The 16529-nt window shown below is 60.6% G+C and carries 14 protein-coding genes; 11 read left to right on the forward strand and 3 right to left on the reverse strand.

Annotated features, from left to right (window positions below; all coding sequences use genetic code 11):
* The first annotated feature begins 8 nt into the window (after positions 1-8).
* The 7 genes from hisF (at position 9) to KBX07_RS05270 (ending at position 7596) form a co-directional block, all read left to right on the forward strand.
* Positions 9-785 (forward strand): imidazole glycerol phosphate synthase subunit HisF, encoded by a 777-nt coding sequence (hisF, locus tag KBX07_RS05240; RefSeq protein ID WP_256023304.1) that lies wholly within the window; start codon positions 9-11, stop codon positions 783-785.
* The gene (hisI, locus tag KBX07_RS05245; RefSeq protein ID WP_256023305.1) at positions 767-1159 is read left to right on the forward strand and encodes a phosphoribosyl-AMP cyclohydrolase; all 393 of its coding nucleotides are present in this window, start codon (positions 767-769) and stop codon (positions 1157-1159) included. The genes hisF and hisI overlap by 19 nt, the downstream gene beginning before the upstream one ends.
* Positions 1149-1808: a TIGR02234 family membrane protein gene (locus KBX07_RS05250; protein ID WP_005289644.1), complete on the forward strand. Its 660-nt coding sequence runs from the start codon at positions 1149-1151 to the stop codon at positions 1806-1808. Before hisI ends, KBX07_RS05250 begins: the two co-directional genes overlap by 11 nt.
* A 20-nt stretch (positions 1809-1828) precedes the next feature.
* Positions 1829-2656, forward strand: coding sequence for an indole-3-glycerol-phosphate synthase (locus KBX07_RS05255; protein WP_005289645.1), 828 nt, complete (start codon positions 1829-1831; stop codon positions 2654-2656).
* A gap of 11 nt (positions 2657-2667) precedes the next feature.
* Positions 2668-3591, forward strand: a complete 924-nt coding sequence (lgt, locus tag KBX07_RS05260) for a prolipoprotein diacylglyceryl transferase (RefSeq protein ID WP_005289646.1) — start codon at positions 2668-2670, stop codon at positions 3589-3591.
* A gap of 117 nt (positions 3592-3708) precedes the next feature.
* Positions 3709-5136 carry a pyruvate kinase gene (gene pyk / locus KBX07_RS05265; protein ID WP_005289647.1) on the forward strand — a complete coding sequence of 476 codons (1428 nt, stop codon included), beginning with the start codon at positions 3709-3711 and terminating at the stop codon, positions 5134-5136.
* A 27-nt stretch (positions 5137-5163) separates the two neighbouring features.
* Entirely contained in the window at positions 5164-7596 is a 2433-nt protein-coding gene (locus tag KBX07_RS05270; protein WP_256023307.1) for an excinuclease ABC subunit UvrA, read from the forward strand.
* 37 nt (positions 7597-7633) lie between these two features.
* On the opposite strand, the gene KBX07_RS05275 is transcribed toward KBX07_RS05270, so the two are convergent.
* Genes KBX07_RS05275 through KBX07_RS05285 form a run of 3 tightly spaced genes read right to left on the reverse strand, consistent with a single transcriptional unit; the run spans position 7634 to position 11830 of the window.
* Positions 7634-8362: an aminotransferase class IV gene (locus KBX07_RS05275; protein WP_256023308.1), complete on the reverse strand. Its 729-nt coding sequence runs from the start codon at positions 8360-8362 to the stop codon at positions 7634-7636.
* Entirely contained in the window at positions 8359-10230 is a 1872-nt protein-coding gene (locus KBX07_RS05280) for a chorismate-binding protein (protein ID WP_256023310.1), read from the reverse strand. Before KBX07_RS05280 ends, KBX07_RS05275 begins: the two co-directional genes overlap by 4 nt.
* A 13-nt stretch (positions 10231-10243) precedes the next feature.
* Entirely contained in the window at positions 10244-11830 is a 1587-nt protein-coding gene (locus KBX07_RS05285; RefSeq protein WP_256023388.1) for an AbgT family transporter, read from the reverse strand.
* A 308-nt stretch (positions 11831-12138) separates the two neighbouring features.
* Between KBX07_RS05285 and KBX07_RS05290 the strand changes: the two genes are divergently transcribed.
* The 4 genes from KBX07_RS05290 to KBX07_RS05305 all read left to right on the forward strand — a co-directional run bounded on the left by KBX07_RS05290 (position 12139) and on the right by KBX07_RS05305 (position 16139).
* Entirely contained in the window at positions 12139-12471 is a 333-nt protein-coding gene (locus tag KBX07_RS05290) for a hypothetical protein (protein ID WP_256023311.1), read from the forward strand.
* Positions 12472-13282: 811 nt separating this feature from the next.
* Positions 13283-13585 (forward strand): helix-turn-helix transcriptional regulator, encoded by a 303-nt coding sequence (locus KBX07_RS05295; RefSeq protein WP_083770279.1) that lies wholly within the window; start codon positions 13283-13285, stop codon positions 13583-13585.
* A complete protein-coding gene (locus KBX07_RS05300; protein ID WP_255994843.1) occupies positions 13578-14747 on the forward strand; it encodes an MFS transporter in 1170 nt (389 codons plus the stop codon). The genes KBX07_RS05295 and KBX07_RS05300 overlap by 8 nt, the downstream gene beginning before the upstream one ends.
* 163 nt (positions 14748-14910) lie before the next feature.
* Positions 14911-16139 (forward strand): IS3 family transposase gene (locus tag KBX07_RS05305; RefSeq protein ID WP_256023313.1). Its coding sequence is split into 2 segments (ribosomal slippage): positions 14911-15187 and positions 15187-16139, totalling 1230 coding nucleotides; the frame shifts between segments, so codons are not numbered across the junction.
* Positions 16140-16529: the final 390 nt, after the last annotated feature.

Consider the following 16529-nt stretch of genomic DNA (forward strand, 5'->3'; position numbering starts at 1 on the left):
TGTCTGCAGTGACGGTGGCAACCCGTGTCATTCCGTGCCTGGACGTGGACAACGGCCGCGTGGTCAAAGGCGTCAACTTCGAGAATCTCCGCGACGCGGGTGATCCGGTTGAAATGGCGAAGCTGTACGGGCAGCAGGGGGCTGACGAGTTGACGTTCCTCGACGTGACCGCCTCGAAGGAAGGCCGCGGCACGATGCTGGAGGTTGTCCGCCGCGCCGCGGAGCAGGTCTTCATCCCCCTGACGGTCGGCGGTGGGGTGCGCACAGCTGACGACGTCCGCGAGCTGCTGCGGGCGGGTGCTGACAAAGTCTCCGTCAACACGGCGGCTATCGCCCGGCCGGAACTTCTCGGTGAGTTATCGCGCCAGTTCGGCGCACAGTGCATCGTGCTGTCCGTCGATGCCCGCCGCGTTCCCGAAGGAGGCCAACCCCAACCCAGCGGTTTCGAGGTGACCACCCACGGCGGCACCCGCTCCGCCGGTATTGACGCGATCGAGTGGGCCCAGACCGGAGAAAAGCTCGGCGTCGGCGAAATCTTGCTCAACTCCATGGACGGTGATGGCACGAAGGCTGGCTTCGACATCGAACTCACCCAGCGGGTGCGCGAAGCTGTGTCCATCCCGATCATCGCCTCCGGCGGCGCCGGGGCAGCCGAGCACTTCCCGCCGGCCGTCCACTCTGGTGCGGACGCAGTGTTGGCGGCGTCTATCTTCCATTTCGGTGAAGTCTCCATCCCCGAGGTGAAGCAGGAGTTGGCAGATGCCGGATGCGAGGTGCGTCTGTGATTCCGGAAAAGCCAGAGGATGCAGTGCTGGATCCGCACATCCGCGACCGTGTCCGCTTCAATGCCGACGGACTCGTCCCCGCGATCGTGCAGGCATCGGGGACCGGCGAGGTGCTCATGATGGCGTGGATGGATGCGCCTGCGCTGGCCTACACCTTGGCCACTCGGCAGGGAACGTATTATTCGCGCTCCCGCGGTGAGTACTGGATCAAGGGTCTGACCAGCGGCCATACCCAGCATGTGGACGAGGCGCGGCTCGACTGCGACGGGGACACCGTGCTCCTTTCAGTCCAGCAAGTCGGTGGCGCGTGCCACACAGGTGACCGTACGTGCTTCGAGGCGGACCTACTGCTGGGAGCGGACGATGAACGCTAGGCGTATAGGTCCGCTGCTCATGGGGCTGGGGGCGATAGTCCTCTGGCTCGCATCGCGGCTGACATGGATGACCGTCTCGTACGCTGATGACCGCACAGGTGATGGCCAGATAGGGGTTGCCGGCGGCGAGTGGTCCACTGAAGTCACAGCCGTTGTTCTCCTCTTGCTCGCCGCGACCGTGGCAGGGCTTGCGCTGACGAAGATCGGCCGTCGCATTGTCGGTGCCGTCGGGGCTGCCGCTGCGGCGCTGGTGACGGTGCCGCCGCTGACAGTGCTTGTCGCATCGCCGGATCCTGAACGCATCAAGGCTCTGCTCACCTACGGCGGGGAAGAGGGCGCAATCGGTTCCACGACGGGCCAGGCGGCCCTGCCGGAGTGGGCGCAGATCGTGGAGGTGACCACGCATGCCGCCGGCCCGCTGGTCGGATTGCTAGGCGCCCTGGCTGCGGCTGCAGGCGGAATTGCCCTGGCATTACGGCCCGGCGAGGACACAGCCACCAAGAATAAATACGAAAAGGCGTCGCAGCGTCGCGAGAAGATCGAGCAGGATCTGCAGGATGAACCCGAGTCGGGCCGCGTGCTGTGGGACGCTATCGACGCGGACATCGATCCGACTGATCAGGACGCTCAATTTCGCCGGGGCACGTAGACCCGATACTCTTTTGAAGTATGACCGCGGTGCAAGGTGAACGGAAGGTCAATCCCGTTGTGGCTGGTGTCCTAGCCGATGTCGCCGCCCGCGAAGCCAACATCCCCTTCAAAGAGATCAAGGCGCGCTCCCGTTCCCTGACCGACACCCGCGATGTGATGGGGGCACTCAAGGGACCGGGGTGCGGCGTGATCGTGGAGATCAAACGCACCTCACCCGTGCACGGCCCCACCGGTGCCAGTGACCTCCGGCAGCTCGCGGCCGACATTGAAGCCGGGGGAGCGGCACTGATCGCCTGCCAGACCGAGCGGTTGCGTTTCGACGGTTCCCTCCACGACATGCAGGAGGCCCGCCGGGCCACCGGACTGCCGATGGTCTGCCGAGACGTCATCGTCGACCCTTACCAAATCCACGAAGCCCGCTGCTTCGGCGCCGACATGGTGCCGCTGCAAGTCGGGCTTTTAGAACAAGCGCGCCTGGAAAGCCTGCTCGACCGCGTCGAGTCCCTGAACATGGTCGCCATGGCAGAGGTGCGCACGCCGGAAGAAGCGGACCGCGCGCTGAAGGCGGGAGCCACGGTGATCGGGGTCAACTCATGGACGTTCGACACGAACGAGGTCAACCGTGAAGCGTTCAGCGAGATCGAGCCCGGATTGCCGGAAAGCGTCTTCCGCATCAGTCTCGGCGGCGTACGCAACGCCCGCGACCTCATGTCCGCAGCCTCCATTGGGGCTGACGCTGTCATTGCCGGTGAGGCCGTCATGTCGAGCGACGACATCACCGCAGCCACCCGCACGCTGGTGGCCGCCGGCCAGCACCCGGCCTGCCCGTCGCGCCGCGGCAGCTAAGCTAGCTATCTGTGAGTACCCACATCCTTGCCAACATCCCTTCGCCGCCGCAGGGCGTCTGGTACCTCGGGCCGATCCCGATCCGCGCCTACGCGCTGTGCATCATTACCGGCATCATCGTCGCCATGGCGCTGACCTTGCGCCGCTATGAAGCCCGCGGCGGCAACCCGGACATGGTCTGGGACGCTGCAATTGTGGCTATCCCGACGGGCATCATCGGCGGCCGTGCCTACCACGTGATCACGCAGTACGACGATTACTTCGGCCCTGGCAAGGATCCGCTGCAAGTTTTCAATTTCTCTGCCGGCGGGCTGGGCATTATGGGAGCGGTGGCTCTGGGAACGCTCGCGGTATGGGGTTTGTTCAAATACCGCGGTGTGCCGCTGGCACCGTTCGCGGACTCAGTCGGTCCGACGATCATCCTGGCTCAAGCGATCGGCCGACTAGGCAATTACTTCAACCAGGAGCTCTACGGCCGCCCGACTGACGTCCCATGGGCGCTGGACATTTACTACCGCGTCGACGAGGCCGGCAATTTCGCTCCGCTGACAGGCCGGTCAACGGGCGAAGTCATCGCGAGTGTGCACCCCACGTTCCTCTACGAAATGATCTGGAACATCGCCGCCTTCTGCTTCCTGCTGTGGGCGGAGAAGCGCTTCAACTTGGGCCGCGGCCGCGTTTTCGTCCTGTACGTCGCCTCCTACACGCTCGGCCGCGTACTTATGGAGTTCATGCGCGCCGATGAAGCGCACCTGATCTTCGGCATCCGCATCAACATGTTCATCTCCGCGGTCATCTTCATCGCGGCCGTCATCGTGTTCATCCGGATGCGCTCCGGGCGTGAGACTCCCGAAGAAGTTGATCCCGGGTATCAGGCGGAAAAAGAGACTGCGGAGGCCGACGTCGATAAGCGGAAAGCACCTGAAAAGCGCTGAGTGCGCACACTGCGAACACCGCTCGGCGAAAGACGCTGTGTTTCGGTAGCGTGGGGCGCGTATCCAATCTCTCGCGAGAAAACCCACGAGATGAACCACGAGACGAAGTAGGAAATTGTGGATAGACGCACCAAGATCGTTTGCACTCTCGGACCAGCTGTAGCCAGCAAGGACGCCATTCTCGGACTCGTGAGCGACGGCATGGACGTTGCCCGGTTAAACTTCTCCCACGGCGACTACCCCGACCACGAGCAGAACTACCGCTGGGTGCGTGAGGCCACCGATGAGACCGGCCACGCAGTGGGTATTCTCGCCGACCTGCAGGGTCCGAAGATCCGTCTCGGCCGTTTTGAAGGTGACGGTAAGACCTACTGGGAGACCGGTGAAGAGGTCCGCATCACTGTCGACGACATTGAAGGCACGCACGACCGTGTGTCGACGACCTACAACAACCTCGCTGAAGATGCGCAGCCCGGCGACCGCTTGCTTGTCGACGACGGCAAGGTCGCCCTCGTCTGCAAAGAGGTCGACGGAAATGATGTCGTTTGCGAAGTCGTTGAGGGCGGCCCTGTCTCCAACAACAAGGGTGTGTCTCTTCCGGGGATGAACATCTCTGCTCCGGCTCTGTCGGAAAAAGACAAGGCAGACCTGCGTTTCGCGCTGAACCTCGGGGTGGACTTCATCGCACTGTCGTTTGTGCGCTCACCGTCTGATGTCGACCTGGTTCACGAGATCATGGACGAAGAAGGTCGCCGCGTTCCGGTGATTGCGAAGCTGGAAAAGCCGGAGGCTGTGGACTCGCTGGAGTCCATTATTCTCGCCTTTGACGCCATCATGGTCGCCCGTGGTGACCTGGGTGTGGAGATCGCCCTAGAGCAGGTGCCGCTGGTGCAAAAGCGCGCGATCCAGATTGCCCGCGAGAACGCGAAGCCGGTCATCGTGGCGACTCAGATGCTCGACTCGATGATTGACAATTCCCGCCCGACGCGCGCGGAGGCTTCCGACGTTGCCAACGCTGTGCTCGACGGCACCGACGCCGTGATGCTCTCGGGCGAGACGTCGGTCGGTGCGGACCCGCACAATGTTGTGCGCACCATGGACCGCATCGTCCGCGTTGCCGAGTCCATGGGTTCCGTGCCGCCGCTGAACCACATTCCGCGCACCAAGCGTGGCGTGATTTCCTACTCTGCCCGCGACATCGCTGAGCGCCTCAACTCGCGCGCGCTGGTCGCGTTCACCAGCTCGGGTGAGACCGCTCGTCGTCTGGCCCGCCTGCACTCCTACCTGCCGCTGCTGGTGTTCACCCCGCACCAGGCGGTCCGCTCCCAACTCGCCCTGACGTGGGGCGCGGAGACGTTCCTGTGCCCGCAGGTGGACAACACCGACGAGATGATGCAGACCGTCGACGAGATTCTGCTGTCCGTCGATGCGTATGACGAAGGCGATGTCATGGTCGTTGTGGCCGGCACCCCGCCGGGCGTGGCTGGCACGACCAACATGATTCACGTCCACCAGCTTGGTGAGGACACGCAGCGTCCGCAGTAGCCGCCAGCTCTGGTTACCCTGGTGGGTATGTCTGAAGCTGCTGAGCTAGCCGCCGGAATCGAAGTCAGGGACGCCCACCTGCACAATCTGCGGAATGTCGATGTGGACATTCCGCGGGGCACGCTCGTCGCGGTGACGGGTGTGTCCGGTTCGGGCAAATCCTCCCTCGCGTTCGGCACGATCCACGGCGAGGGGCAACGGCGCTACCTTGAATCGGTCGCGCCGTTCGCGCGCCGTCTCATCGGCTCCGCTGTGGATCCGCAGGTCAGTGAGATCAATGGCTTGCCGCCGACGGTCGCGCTCCAGCAGACCACATCGGGTGGCGGTGCGCGGTCCACAGTGGGAACGGTTTCTGCACTGTCGAACAGTATTCGCTTGCTCTACTCGCGTGCGGGCGATAACCCGAAGGGCCTGTACTCCGATTCGTTCTCCCCGAACACTCCTGAGGGCATGTGTCCGACATGCCAGGGCACAGGTGTCGTCCACGAGCCCACGGAGCAGTCCATGGTGCCGGACCCGACGCTGTCCATTGAGGACGGCGCCATCCAGGCGTGGCCCGGCGCATGGGCGGGGAAGAACTTCCATGACATCCTGCAGACCCTGGGCTACGACCTCAATTCCCCGTGGCAAGAGTTGCCGCAAGAGGACCGGGACTGGATCCTCTTCACTGAGGAACGCCCGGTTGTGACGGTGAAGCCACTGCGCGGCGAGGACCAGATCCAGCGCAACTACAAAGGCACGTGGCGTTCGGTGGCCAGCTACTTGACCAATACTCTCGCCGAAACCCAGTCAGACACACTGCGCAAACGTGTCTTGTCCTACATGGAGTCGCGCACCTGTGAGACGTGCCATGGGCGTCGCCTTAACCCTGAGGCGCTGAAAGTCACCTACGCGGGCATGCCTATCGACGAGCTCGGCGCCCTGCCCCTCGACCGAGTCCACGAGGTGCTGGCCGAGCAGACCCCGGAAGACAATTCCGCCGAGGATCTTCTGCTCCAGCAGATTTTGCCCGCGCTGCAGTCGGCGCTCGACCTTGGGCTCGCTCACCTGAGTCTCGATCGCCCCGCGCCGACGCTGTCCGGCGGCGAACTGCAGCGCATCCGTCTCGCCGCGCAGCTGCGCTCGGGTCTCTTCGGCGTGGCGTACGTGCTCGACGAGCCGTCTGCGGGTTTGCACCCGGCGGAGCGCGACGCAGTATTGGACATGTGCCGCCGTTTCATTGCCGCCGGCAATTCCGTCCTGCTCGTGGAGCACGACATGGAGCTCGTTGCCCAGACCGATTGGCTGGTCGACGTCGGCCCGCTCGCCGGCGAGCAGGGCGGCAAAGTGGTCTACTCCGGCCCCACGAGCGACTACAACGCGGACACTCCGACAGCTCACGCACTGAACAATCGCGCGCTGACGTTGAACGACGCATCGCGTGAGGCCACGGGAACGCTCACCCTTGAAGGAGTGCGCGCCCGGTCCATTGACGGTGGTGCCGTGGATTTCGGGCTCGGGCAGTTCACTGCCGTGGCCGGCGTGTCTGGTTCTGGCAAATCCACCCTTGTCAGCACGGTTCTTGCCGGAGTGCTGTGTGAAGCTGCCGCTGCAGTGACGGATCAGGATGATGAAGACGCATCGCAGGAGCCGGCGGAGTGGAGCGTGGAGAAGCGCAGCGGCTTCGACGCAGTCAGCCGCGTCGTGCAGATCACGCAGAAACCGATCGGCCGCACGCCGCGCTCGACACTGGCCACATACACCGGGCTTTTCGACGGCGTACGCAAACTCTTCGCCTCCACCGACGAAGCGAAAAAGCGGGGCTGGACGGTATCGCGGTTTTCCTACAACGTCAAGCAGGGCCAGTGCCCAACCTGCGGCGGCGCCGGGAAAATCGAGGTGGAGCTGGTGTTCCTCCCCGGCTCATACACCACGTGCCCGGACTGCGAGGGTGCCCGCTACAACGATGAGACTCTCGAGGTGACGTGGCAGGGGCGCACGATCGCGAATGTCCTGGAACTCACCGTGGATGACGCTGCCGGGGTATTCGCCGACGAACCGACGATCTTGAGGGCCGTTGAAACCCTGCAGGCAGTGGGACTAGGGTATCTCCGCTTAGGGCAGGGAGCACCGGAACTCTCTGGCGGTGAGGCGCAGCGCATTAAACTCGCCACCGAGCTGCAGCGCTCCCGTAATTCCCGGCGCGGCCACACCGTGTACCTCCTCGACGAGCCGACGACAGGCCTGCACCCAGCGGATGTGGAGCTGCTGGTCAAGGAACTCAATGGGCTCGTTGATGCAGGGCAAACCGTCATCGTGGTTGAGCACGATCTGTCGGTCATTGCGCAGGCGGACCGGGTCATCGAGATGGGCCCGGGCGCGGGTGCCGACGGTGGACGAGTGATTGCCGAAGGTACGCCAGCCGAGTTGGCAGGGTGCGATACTGCGACGGGAAAGGTGTTGGCTTCCCGTTCGGCTTAGCTCAGAGTCACCGCGGTTGAGACCCGGCTAGGAGCTGTTAGGCGAATTTTGCAAAGTTGCCCCACCACCACGCCTGCCATTCGGCGGTGCGCGGGTGCGCCGGTGGTTTCGTCGTACCCGGGCCTCGAATCTCTGTGACTGGGCTGAGGCCGTGCAGTGAGTTGGCGAACCATAGCGGCATATTGTCGTCAGGGTAGAGGGGGCGGCTGGTCACGCTCAGTCCGATTGCTCGCGCGCGGTCGACGATCTGCGCTGAGGTGACACTGGGCAGCCAGGTGCCGGACGGCAGCACGAGAGTGTCGCCGTCCCAGGCGAGCAGCGCACCGGTAGTGGTTTCGAGCATGTCACCTTCGGCACCGACGATCACAGTGTCGTCTGTGCCGGGCAGTTGTTGGCTGTCCCGGTACTGCGCTAGGGCGTCCAAATCCGGCCCTTTGAGCAATGGCTGCGTTCGCGGGTCGGGTGCAGTCGGCGTGTAGGTGAGCACGGTCGTCGTGCGTGGCGCGGGGGCGGGGCGCACATCGAGAAACAGCCGGGAGCCGCAGCGGGCGATCCGCGGAAAGAGGTCGCCATCTGAGATGAGCGGCAGCATCGCTTGCACGAATCCGTCCGGGACGCCCCCGAAACGCTCTAGGTGATGCGTGAGACCGTTCGCGCGGCCGTCGCGGTGACGCCACGAATCAGCGCGGTCGAACGGGCCAGCCACACGAGAGGACGCAGGGGAGCAGGGAGCGAAGGTACCATTGATCCATTCGTAGGACTTCATGTGAAAGCCCCCAGAACCGCGTCGGCTTTGAGCTGCTTCTCTGCGACCTCTGCGCCTGGATCGGAAGCTAGCACGATCGCGCCACCTGCGCCGACGCTTATACGGTCCCCTGCTCTGACTGCGGTGCGGATCACCACGGAAAGGTCCGCCTGCCCGTCGAACCCGAAATAGCCCAACGCACCGGAGTACACCCCGCGCGGGCCAGTTTCCAGCTGGTCGATGGTCTCGCAGGTGCGCACCTTCGGCGCGCCCGTCATGGATCCCGGCGGGAACGTCGCCCGCAACAGATCAATGAGAGTCGCATCGGGGTTCAGTTCGCCCGTGATCGTGGAGACCAACTGCTGCACGGTGGCGTAACGCTCGACGGCCATGAGGCTGGGCACACGCACAGAGCCGGGGCGGCACACGCGCGCTAAGTCATTGCGCATGAGGTCGACGATCATGAGGTTTTCGGCGTGGGTTTTGTCGTCGTGAAGCAACGCGGGATCTTGATCCGCCGCAATGGTGCCCTTGATTGGTTTCGCTTCCACGCGACGATCGCGGACCGTGAGGAACCGCTCCGGGGATGCACTCATGACCTCCACACCGTCGAAGACGAGGTGCGCGGCGTACGGCGCCGGATTGTGCGCGCGGAGAGCGGGATAGAGCTCACCGGAGGCCTGCGCTTCGAAGGCATCGGTCAGGCACACTTCGTAACTGTCGCCCGCGTGCAACCGGTCTTGCGCTACACCGATGCGCTCACGGTAATCGGGAGTGCGCCAGGAGCCGTTGCTTATCGACGTTCCCTCGTCCCTCTCATCCACCCCGCCCAGCAGTGCTTCAAGCTGGTCGAGGAGTTCTTCTGCGTCCCCGAGGCCGCACAGGTGCGCGGTGTGCTCCCAGTGGTCGTACACGATGAAGGACTGCGGCCGCACGAAGTAGGCGTCGGGGACAGGGGAGGTGTGCCGGCCGAGATCCGCGCTGGGCAGCGTGAGCTGAGCGCACTCGTACCCGAGGTAACCGACCCACCCGCCGGTGAACGGGAGGTCGACGGGGGACTGGATACCCGCGGCCAGTTCTTGCTCAAGGACGTCCAAGATGTCGGGATCGTCGCCGAGGCGGTAGGAGACCGACCGGCTCAGAGGACCGGCGGTGTCGCCCAGGATCGAATACCGTCCGCGGTCGGTGTCCGCCGAATCGAGCCAAAACGCGTCGTTCCCGCGGGCACGGAGAGCAGCGAAGACGCGCTGGCAATCGAGATCGATGTCGACTGCACGGTGGGTGAGCCTCCAGCTGCCGAGGCGAAGGAAATTTTCCATGATGGTGCGTCCGTGCTCTGTCAGGATCGACTCAGGGTGGAACTGCACACCCCAGTGCGGGCGGCCGACCACTTCGAGAGCTTGAATGACGCCATCCTCGCTGCGGGCATGCACCGTGATCGTCGACTCGCTCTCCTCGTGGCCATGAATCGGGGTTTCAATGTGCAGCGAGTGGTAACGCACCGCCTTGAAGTCCTGCGGGACTCCAGCGAAGATTCCCTCGCCGCTGTGGCTAATCGTGCTCACGAACCCGTGCCGGGGTTCCGGCGCGCGGGTGACCGTCGCGCCCGCGAGGTGAGCGAGCCCTTGGTGCCCCAGGCACACACCGAGAAGGGGAGTTTCCGATGCGGCTTCGATGATTGCGCGGGAGGCCGCGAAGTCATCGTCGTTGGTTGGGGTGCCCGGTCCGGGAGAGATGATCACGTGGGTGAAACGGCCGGAGGAGACATCGTCGATAAGCGACAATGCGTCAGCCGCAGGGACGACCGCCGGCTCCTCGCCCGAGACTTCCGCGATGAGATGGGCGAGGTTGAACGTGTAGGAGTCGTAGTTGTCTACAAGCAGAATCATGTCGGGCGGTGATTTACCCGCCGTACGTCATCGGCGTACCCGGGCCGAGCGGAATACCGGCGAAGTACCACAGCAGGAAGAACAAGAACCAGCCGATGATCATCGACAATGAGTACGGCAGCGACAGGGAGATCAGCGTGCCCACACCGGCCTTCTTGTAGTACTGCTGCAGGTACGTCAGCGCGAGCGCGAAGTACGGCGACATGGGGGTGAGAATGTTCGTCGGGGAATCGCCCATGCGGTAGAGCATCTGGGTGACCTCCGGGGACACGCCGACGTACATCATCATCGGCACCACGATCGGCGCCATGAGTGCCCACTGTGCGGAACCGGACGTGATGAACAGGTTGATCACCGCGACCATGATGACGAAGCAGGCGAACAGCACGACCGTCGGCAGATCCCAACGCTGCAAGAGCTCCGAACCGGTAATCGCCGTCCACGCGCCCAAGTTCGACCACTGGAACCACGCCAGGAACTGGGCCACGACGAAGAACAGCACCATCATCGGCAGCATGCTCTTCAGGCCTTTCGCCATGGTCTTAGCCACAAGGCCGTAGACCAGACCAGTGAGGAAGAAGATCAAGGTGATGGGCACGGCCACCTGGCGGATCAGCGGGGACTCCATGAAGCCCTCGTCCGGGCGCGCGAACGGGGAGCCCGGAATGAAGAGCAACAGGAAGTAGATCACCATGAACACAACCAGGGTGATGCCTGCCCAGATCAGCCCCTTGATCTCGTGCGGTGCGAGCTCCAGGTCCTCATCCGTGACCGGTCCGGACGACTCAGAGTCGTCCTCAGCCTCTTCGTTTTCAGCACTGTCAGATTCTTCCGCGAGCTCGTCCGGGTCCTTGCTGGCGTCGTCGAAGGAGAGCTCGCTCTCATCGATCTCGTCGTGGTCGACCAGATCGCGAGCTTTCTTATCCACGTACAGCTCGGTGACAGCGGTGATGATGAGCGACAGGACAATCGCCGACGGAATGACGAAGAAGATGTTCGCCAGCGGGGAGACCTCATACGCATCATCGACCAGGTTGGCCGCAGAGGTGGAAATACCGGCCAGCAGCAAGTCCGTGATGTTCAGGATCAACGAGGAGTTGAAGCCCGCAGACGAGGCCGCAAATGCCACCATCGCACCCACGACCGGGGATCGGTTCTTCGCGTGGAAGGCCATGGCGCCCAGCGGGATGATGATGACGTAGATCGCGTCGGAGGCCACAGAGCCAGTCACACCGGCAAGCGCCACCATGAAGGTGAGCATCTTCGGGCTGACGCGAGCAACCATCGCCCGGATCGCAGCCGAAAGCATGCCCGTCTGTTCGGCGACAGCGACACCGAGCATGACCACGAGGATCACACCCAGCGGCGGGAAGGAGACGAAGTTCTCCACCGCGTCGGTGACCATCATCGACAGCCCCTCCGATGTCAGGAGGTTCTTGACATAAACAGTCTCACCGGAGGCCGGATCCACAGCGGACATGCCCACCATTGAGCCGATCCAGGAGGACACAGCAACGATGCCGGCAATGATGACGAACAGCCAGAACGGGTGGGGGAGCTTGTTGCCGACAGTCTCAATGAAACCGAGGAAGCCGCCCATCGACGAACCGTCGGAGGACACCTTCTTACCGCCCTTTTTGCTTTTTGCTTTCGACGACTCGTCCCCAGCCGCCTTCGGCTTCTGGGAGGTCGCGTTCACTGAGGTAGAACCAGCCATGGTCTGCCTTTCCGGGTCACGTTCCTAAACAGGGGTCCGTACGCGCGCAAAAACGCGACTGTGAAGCAGGCTACACTCCACAACCGCGCTTGCGTGAAACTTTGGATTCACCGGACTGAGCATGTAATCAATCATCGACGCACAACGATCTTGAAAGGGAAACCATCCAGTCGACGTTCAAAAGGAGAAGCATGTTCCGCAAACGTATCGCTACCCTCGCCGTGGCAGCCACGGTCTCGTTCGGTGCCACAGCCGTGGACACGCCGGTTGCTTCCGCAGAGCCGTTGCCATCCTTGCCAGCCGTACTGGGGTCCGCCGAGTCGCTCTACAAGGAGGCGGTCATCGCGGTTATCAAGATGCTCATGTTCCCGCTCGGGCTGTCGAGCCTTGTTCTCGCGCAGTTCGCGCCGCGGGAGCTAGTGTGCGACGGTCTCGTCCCGCGGGAGCTAGTGTGCGACGGTCTCGTCCCGCGGTTCTGCACTGAGGAAGAGTTGGAGCACCGAAGGACGGCGCCCCGCGTATAGCTGTTGTTGATCGGGGTCGGCTCGATCGTCCATACCTCGTTCGCGTAGTCGCCGGGTCACGTTCCTACACGGCGGTCCATATGCGCGCAAAAACGCGACTGTGAAGCAGGCTACAGTTCATTTTTCAAACGTCGAAGGATCCTTCACTCGTTGCGCTATTAGGGGGATGCCACCTCTTGGATACCAAACGCACGGCGCCATGACGGACAGTGATTGCATTCCAGCTTGATCCCCATAGCGGGCTCTACGATCGGAATAAAGTTTTAAGTGGGTAGTTGTCTTGTAGCTTCAACCTTTCCGGACGTGCCCCTAGGCGTGATCCGTTTAGGTTAGGCCGGAAACGAGAAAAGGGCCTCAGGGCGGAAAGTGGGTAATTACGGTTATCTACCGTGAAAAATTCGCACCGTAGTGACTTACATCCTGTTAACCACTAGAAAACTTGGAATATCCGCCTCTGTCAATTCATCAGCATGCAGGTTCTCCTGCCTAACCTGTCCATCTCAACGAGATCTGATCAGAAGCTGCGAGGGGATATTGAAGGTTGGCACCTACCAAAGTGGATGATTGTCGAGGAACCCAGAGTCTGGATCGCAATCTACTGATTTCCCGGACATCTAAAAGAGCTTAACTGTCTTTAGAGGGCCAAAAATTCGGTCGATTTCCGCAGGTAGAACGCGATTGCTCACTGTGAAGACGGGATCCGTTTACCTAACGCGTAGTTACGGAAGCCGGCCTGCGATGCGCGTAATTGTTCAACTATTGTTGCACGATTGTCGTTTGGCGATTACCTTGCGCACAGGGAGGATATGGCATGAATTCAAGACAGTACACACACCCCACTTTGGAAGAAATATCGCTCGAACAGATATTTTCTGCCCTATCTGATCCTGTCCGGTTGCAAATTTTAAAAACTCTTTCTGATGGGTCCGAAAGAGACAGCATTACTCTCGCAGAAGATCTGCCCAGGTCTACCCTCAGCTACCACACACGGAAGCTGAGGGAGTGTGGTCTTACCTGGACGCGTAGTCAAGGTAGATCCTGCCTAATCTCACTTCGAAAAGAAGTCAATGAGAAGTTTCCAGGATTATTGGAAGGAATAATTCGAAATGCTTAAAAAGCTGTGGCCCTACCTATTGGGAAGCGTGGCCTTAGGGTTAGACGCGTACGTCATTGCAGGCTTATTGTCCAACATCGCGAAAGACTTGGACGCATCCGAGTCCATCATCGGTTTGGGAGTAACTGCTTTCACCGCAGCATACGCCTTATCGGGACCGATCCTCTCAGGAAAAGCTGGAGTACATGCCCGCAAGAGCTTAGTAATTGGCATTATTGTATTTTCGCTGGCAAACCTCGCCACTGCACTCTCCCCTAACGCTGTGACTTTCATTCTATCGCGCGTAATAGCAGGCTCTGCAGCGGGCGTCTATTCTCCACTATCGTCCGCAGTTGCGGCCCACAGCGTACCTGAAGAAAAAAGCGGCAAAGCCCTCTCTCTTGTTCTAGCAGGCCTCGCTCTAGGTACTGTTCTCGGTGTCCCCACCGGCTTAATCATTGCAACTAATTTCGGGTGGCGGCTAACTATCGCGATGATTACTGCAATAGGAGTAATTGCACTCCTAGGGGTGGCCCTCAATAAAAAGCAAACGGTTCCGACTATTCCTGCATCTTCCTTCAAGGAGCGGGCGAAGGTCATGGCAAAAAAGACTAATATATTCACTATATTAGTGACGTTATTTGTGGGCACCGCTTCCCTAGGTCTCTACACCTACATATCGACGGTGCTAGCGCATACCCCTCTAGACAATCATCAGATTGTGGGAATCTGGGTATGGGGAATTGGCGGCGCTATCGGCGCTTTTGGGGTAGGGCATCTACTTGATGGGTTTAGAAAGCCAAGAACACTCACTTTGAGCATTATCTGCGCAATGGCCCTATCTTTCATTGCTATACTGTTCGGTGCAACGAACATGATCGTGGTTGTCACAGCCATCTTTGCTTGGGGTCTACTGGGGTGGTCTTCGCTTGCCCCTCAACAAAAAACTCTCCTTGAGACGAATCCTTCAGATGGGGCTACCGCTGTAGCGGCAAATTCATCGGCCAACTATTTGGGTTCAGCCCTTGGTTCCGCACTTGGAGCTTTAGTAGTTCCTAATTTCGACTTTCTACTTTGGGGCGCGCTGGCGTTCGTTCTCTTGGGGGGGATTATGCATGGTTTCGCAGTTAGGGAAGAAAAGCGAGCGTCCTATGTGCAACCACATAATTCGGCTACAGTTTAATTCTATTTAACTTATAAGTCCGTTGAATTTTAAACCAGAGCCTTACTCTTTCGTTGAAAAGTTCTTCGTTTTAAAGGAGAGAGAATGCTATTGGTCCTCCGCAGGATCTAAGGTGAAGCGTCCTGGGTTTGGTTCCGATTTTTTCTAGGGAAGGATTGGGTTCATGCCAAGGGTTTACAGCACTGAGTTCAAGGCGAAGGCGATTCGTCTTGCTGAGGAATATATCGAGCTTGAAGCTTGCTCGATGTGGGCAGCGGCTGTTGAAGTCGGTCAGAAGCTCGATATTCCGCCGCACACGATTCATGGTTGGCTTGAACGCGATTCCGCGCGCAAGAAGGAAGAGGCGGGCCAAAGTGAATCCGTCGAGAATGAACTGAAGCGCTTGCGCCGGGAGAACAAAGAGTTGCGCAGGGCTAACGAGATCTTGAAAACAGCGTCGGCTTTTTTCGCAGCGGAGCTCGACCGTCCCACCAGATGATGATCGATTACATCGATACCTATCGCGATCGCTTCGGGGTCGAGGCCATCTGCCGCACGTTGGGTGCGACAGATTGTGGGTTCATTTCCTCGCGTGGTTACCGTGCAGCGAAAACACAGGCACCATCAGCGCGAACATTGTCCGACAGCATGCTGATCCCGGAGTTAGTTCGCGTCTTCGAGGACAACTTCAGTGTCTACGGCGTACGCAAAATGTGGAAGGCGATGCGCAGGGCGGGGTGGAACATCGGCCGGGATCAAACAGCCAGGTTGATGAAGCTTGCCGGGATTCGGGGCACACGCCGTGGGAGAAACCCTGTGACGACGGTTACGGCGAAAGTACCGGGCCGGCGCCCTGATTTGGTCAATCGTGACTTCAGCGCCGCAGCACCACACCGATTGTGGGTCGCTGACATCACCTACGTGCGCACGATGTCTGGGTTTGCGCACACGGCGTTTATCGCCGACGTCTACACCCGCAAGATTGTCGGAGTGGCAACGCGGGCCAGCATGCGCACTGATGAGCTGCCATTGGAGGCTTTCGAGCACGCGTTGCACAGTGCTGGCGATCTTCGGGCCGAGGGGTTAATCCATCACAGTGACCGCGGGTCGCAATACGTGTCCATTCGCTACGGGGCAGCCCTCGCCGAGGCAGGGGTTGATCCGTCCGCGGGAAGTGTGGGCGACTCCTACGACAACGCGTTGGCTGAGACAATCAACGGGTTGTACAAGACGGAGCTGATTTACCCGCACCGGCCCTGGACATCAGTCGCCGAGGTCAAGCTGGCCACATTGCGGTGGGTGTATTGGTGGAACAACCAGCGTCTTCACGAATCCCTCGGCTACATCACGCCACAGGAGAAAGAAACTCTCTACTATCAACAAACAGCCACACAGACCGTGGCCGCAAAATAAGCGGAACGAAACCCAGGACGCTTCATTCAACTTGACAGAAGTAGTTCCGAAAGATTGGGATAGCCATTAACTATTCTGGCGGAAACCTTGGCCGACTGACCTTTTCGCTAACGCAATACCCTTAGCCTGGCGCTCACGGATAATGGCCCGCTCAAACTTCGCAAACGAACCAAAATGCCGAGCATTGGATCCGCACGCGGATCCGTGGTGCCTTTCGCAAACGTGAGATTCTAATGAAGAAAAGTAACAGTCACGCCCGTGTCGGTAAGTTCATCAACCATACCGCGCGAATCCGTGTGCGCGGTGGAAACTATTGCTGACAACAGCCTGACAGAATCGTTTAGCGTCACGCGCAAGCGTGAAGTACTGCGCGCTCGGAAAGTCTAATCC

The organism is Corynebacterium sp. CCUG 70398, from assembly GCF_024454055.1.
In the GTDB taxonomy this organism is placed as follows: Bacteria; Actinomycetota; Actinomycetes; order Mycobacteriales; family Mycobacteriaceae; genus Corynebacterium; species Corynebacterium genitalium.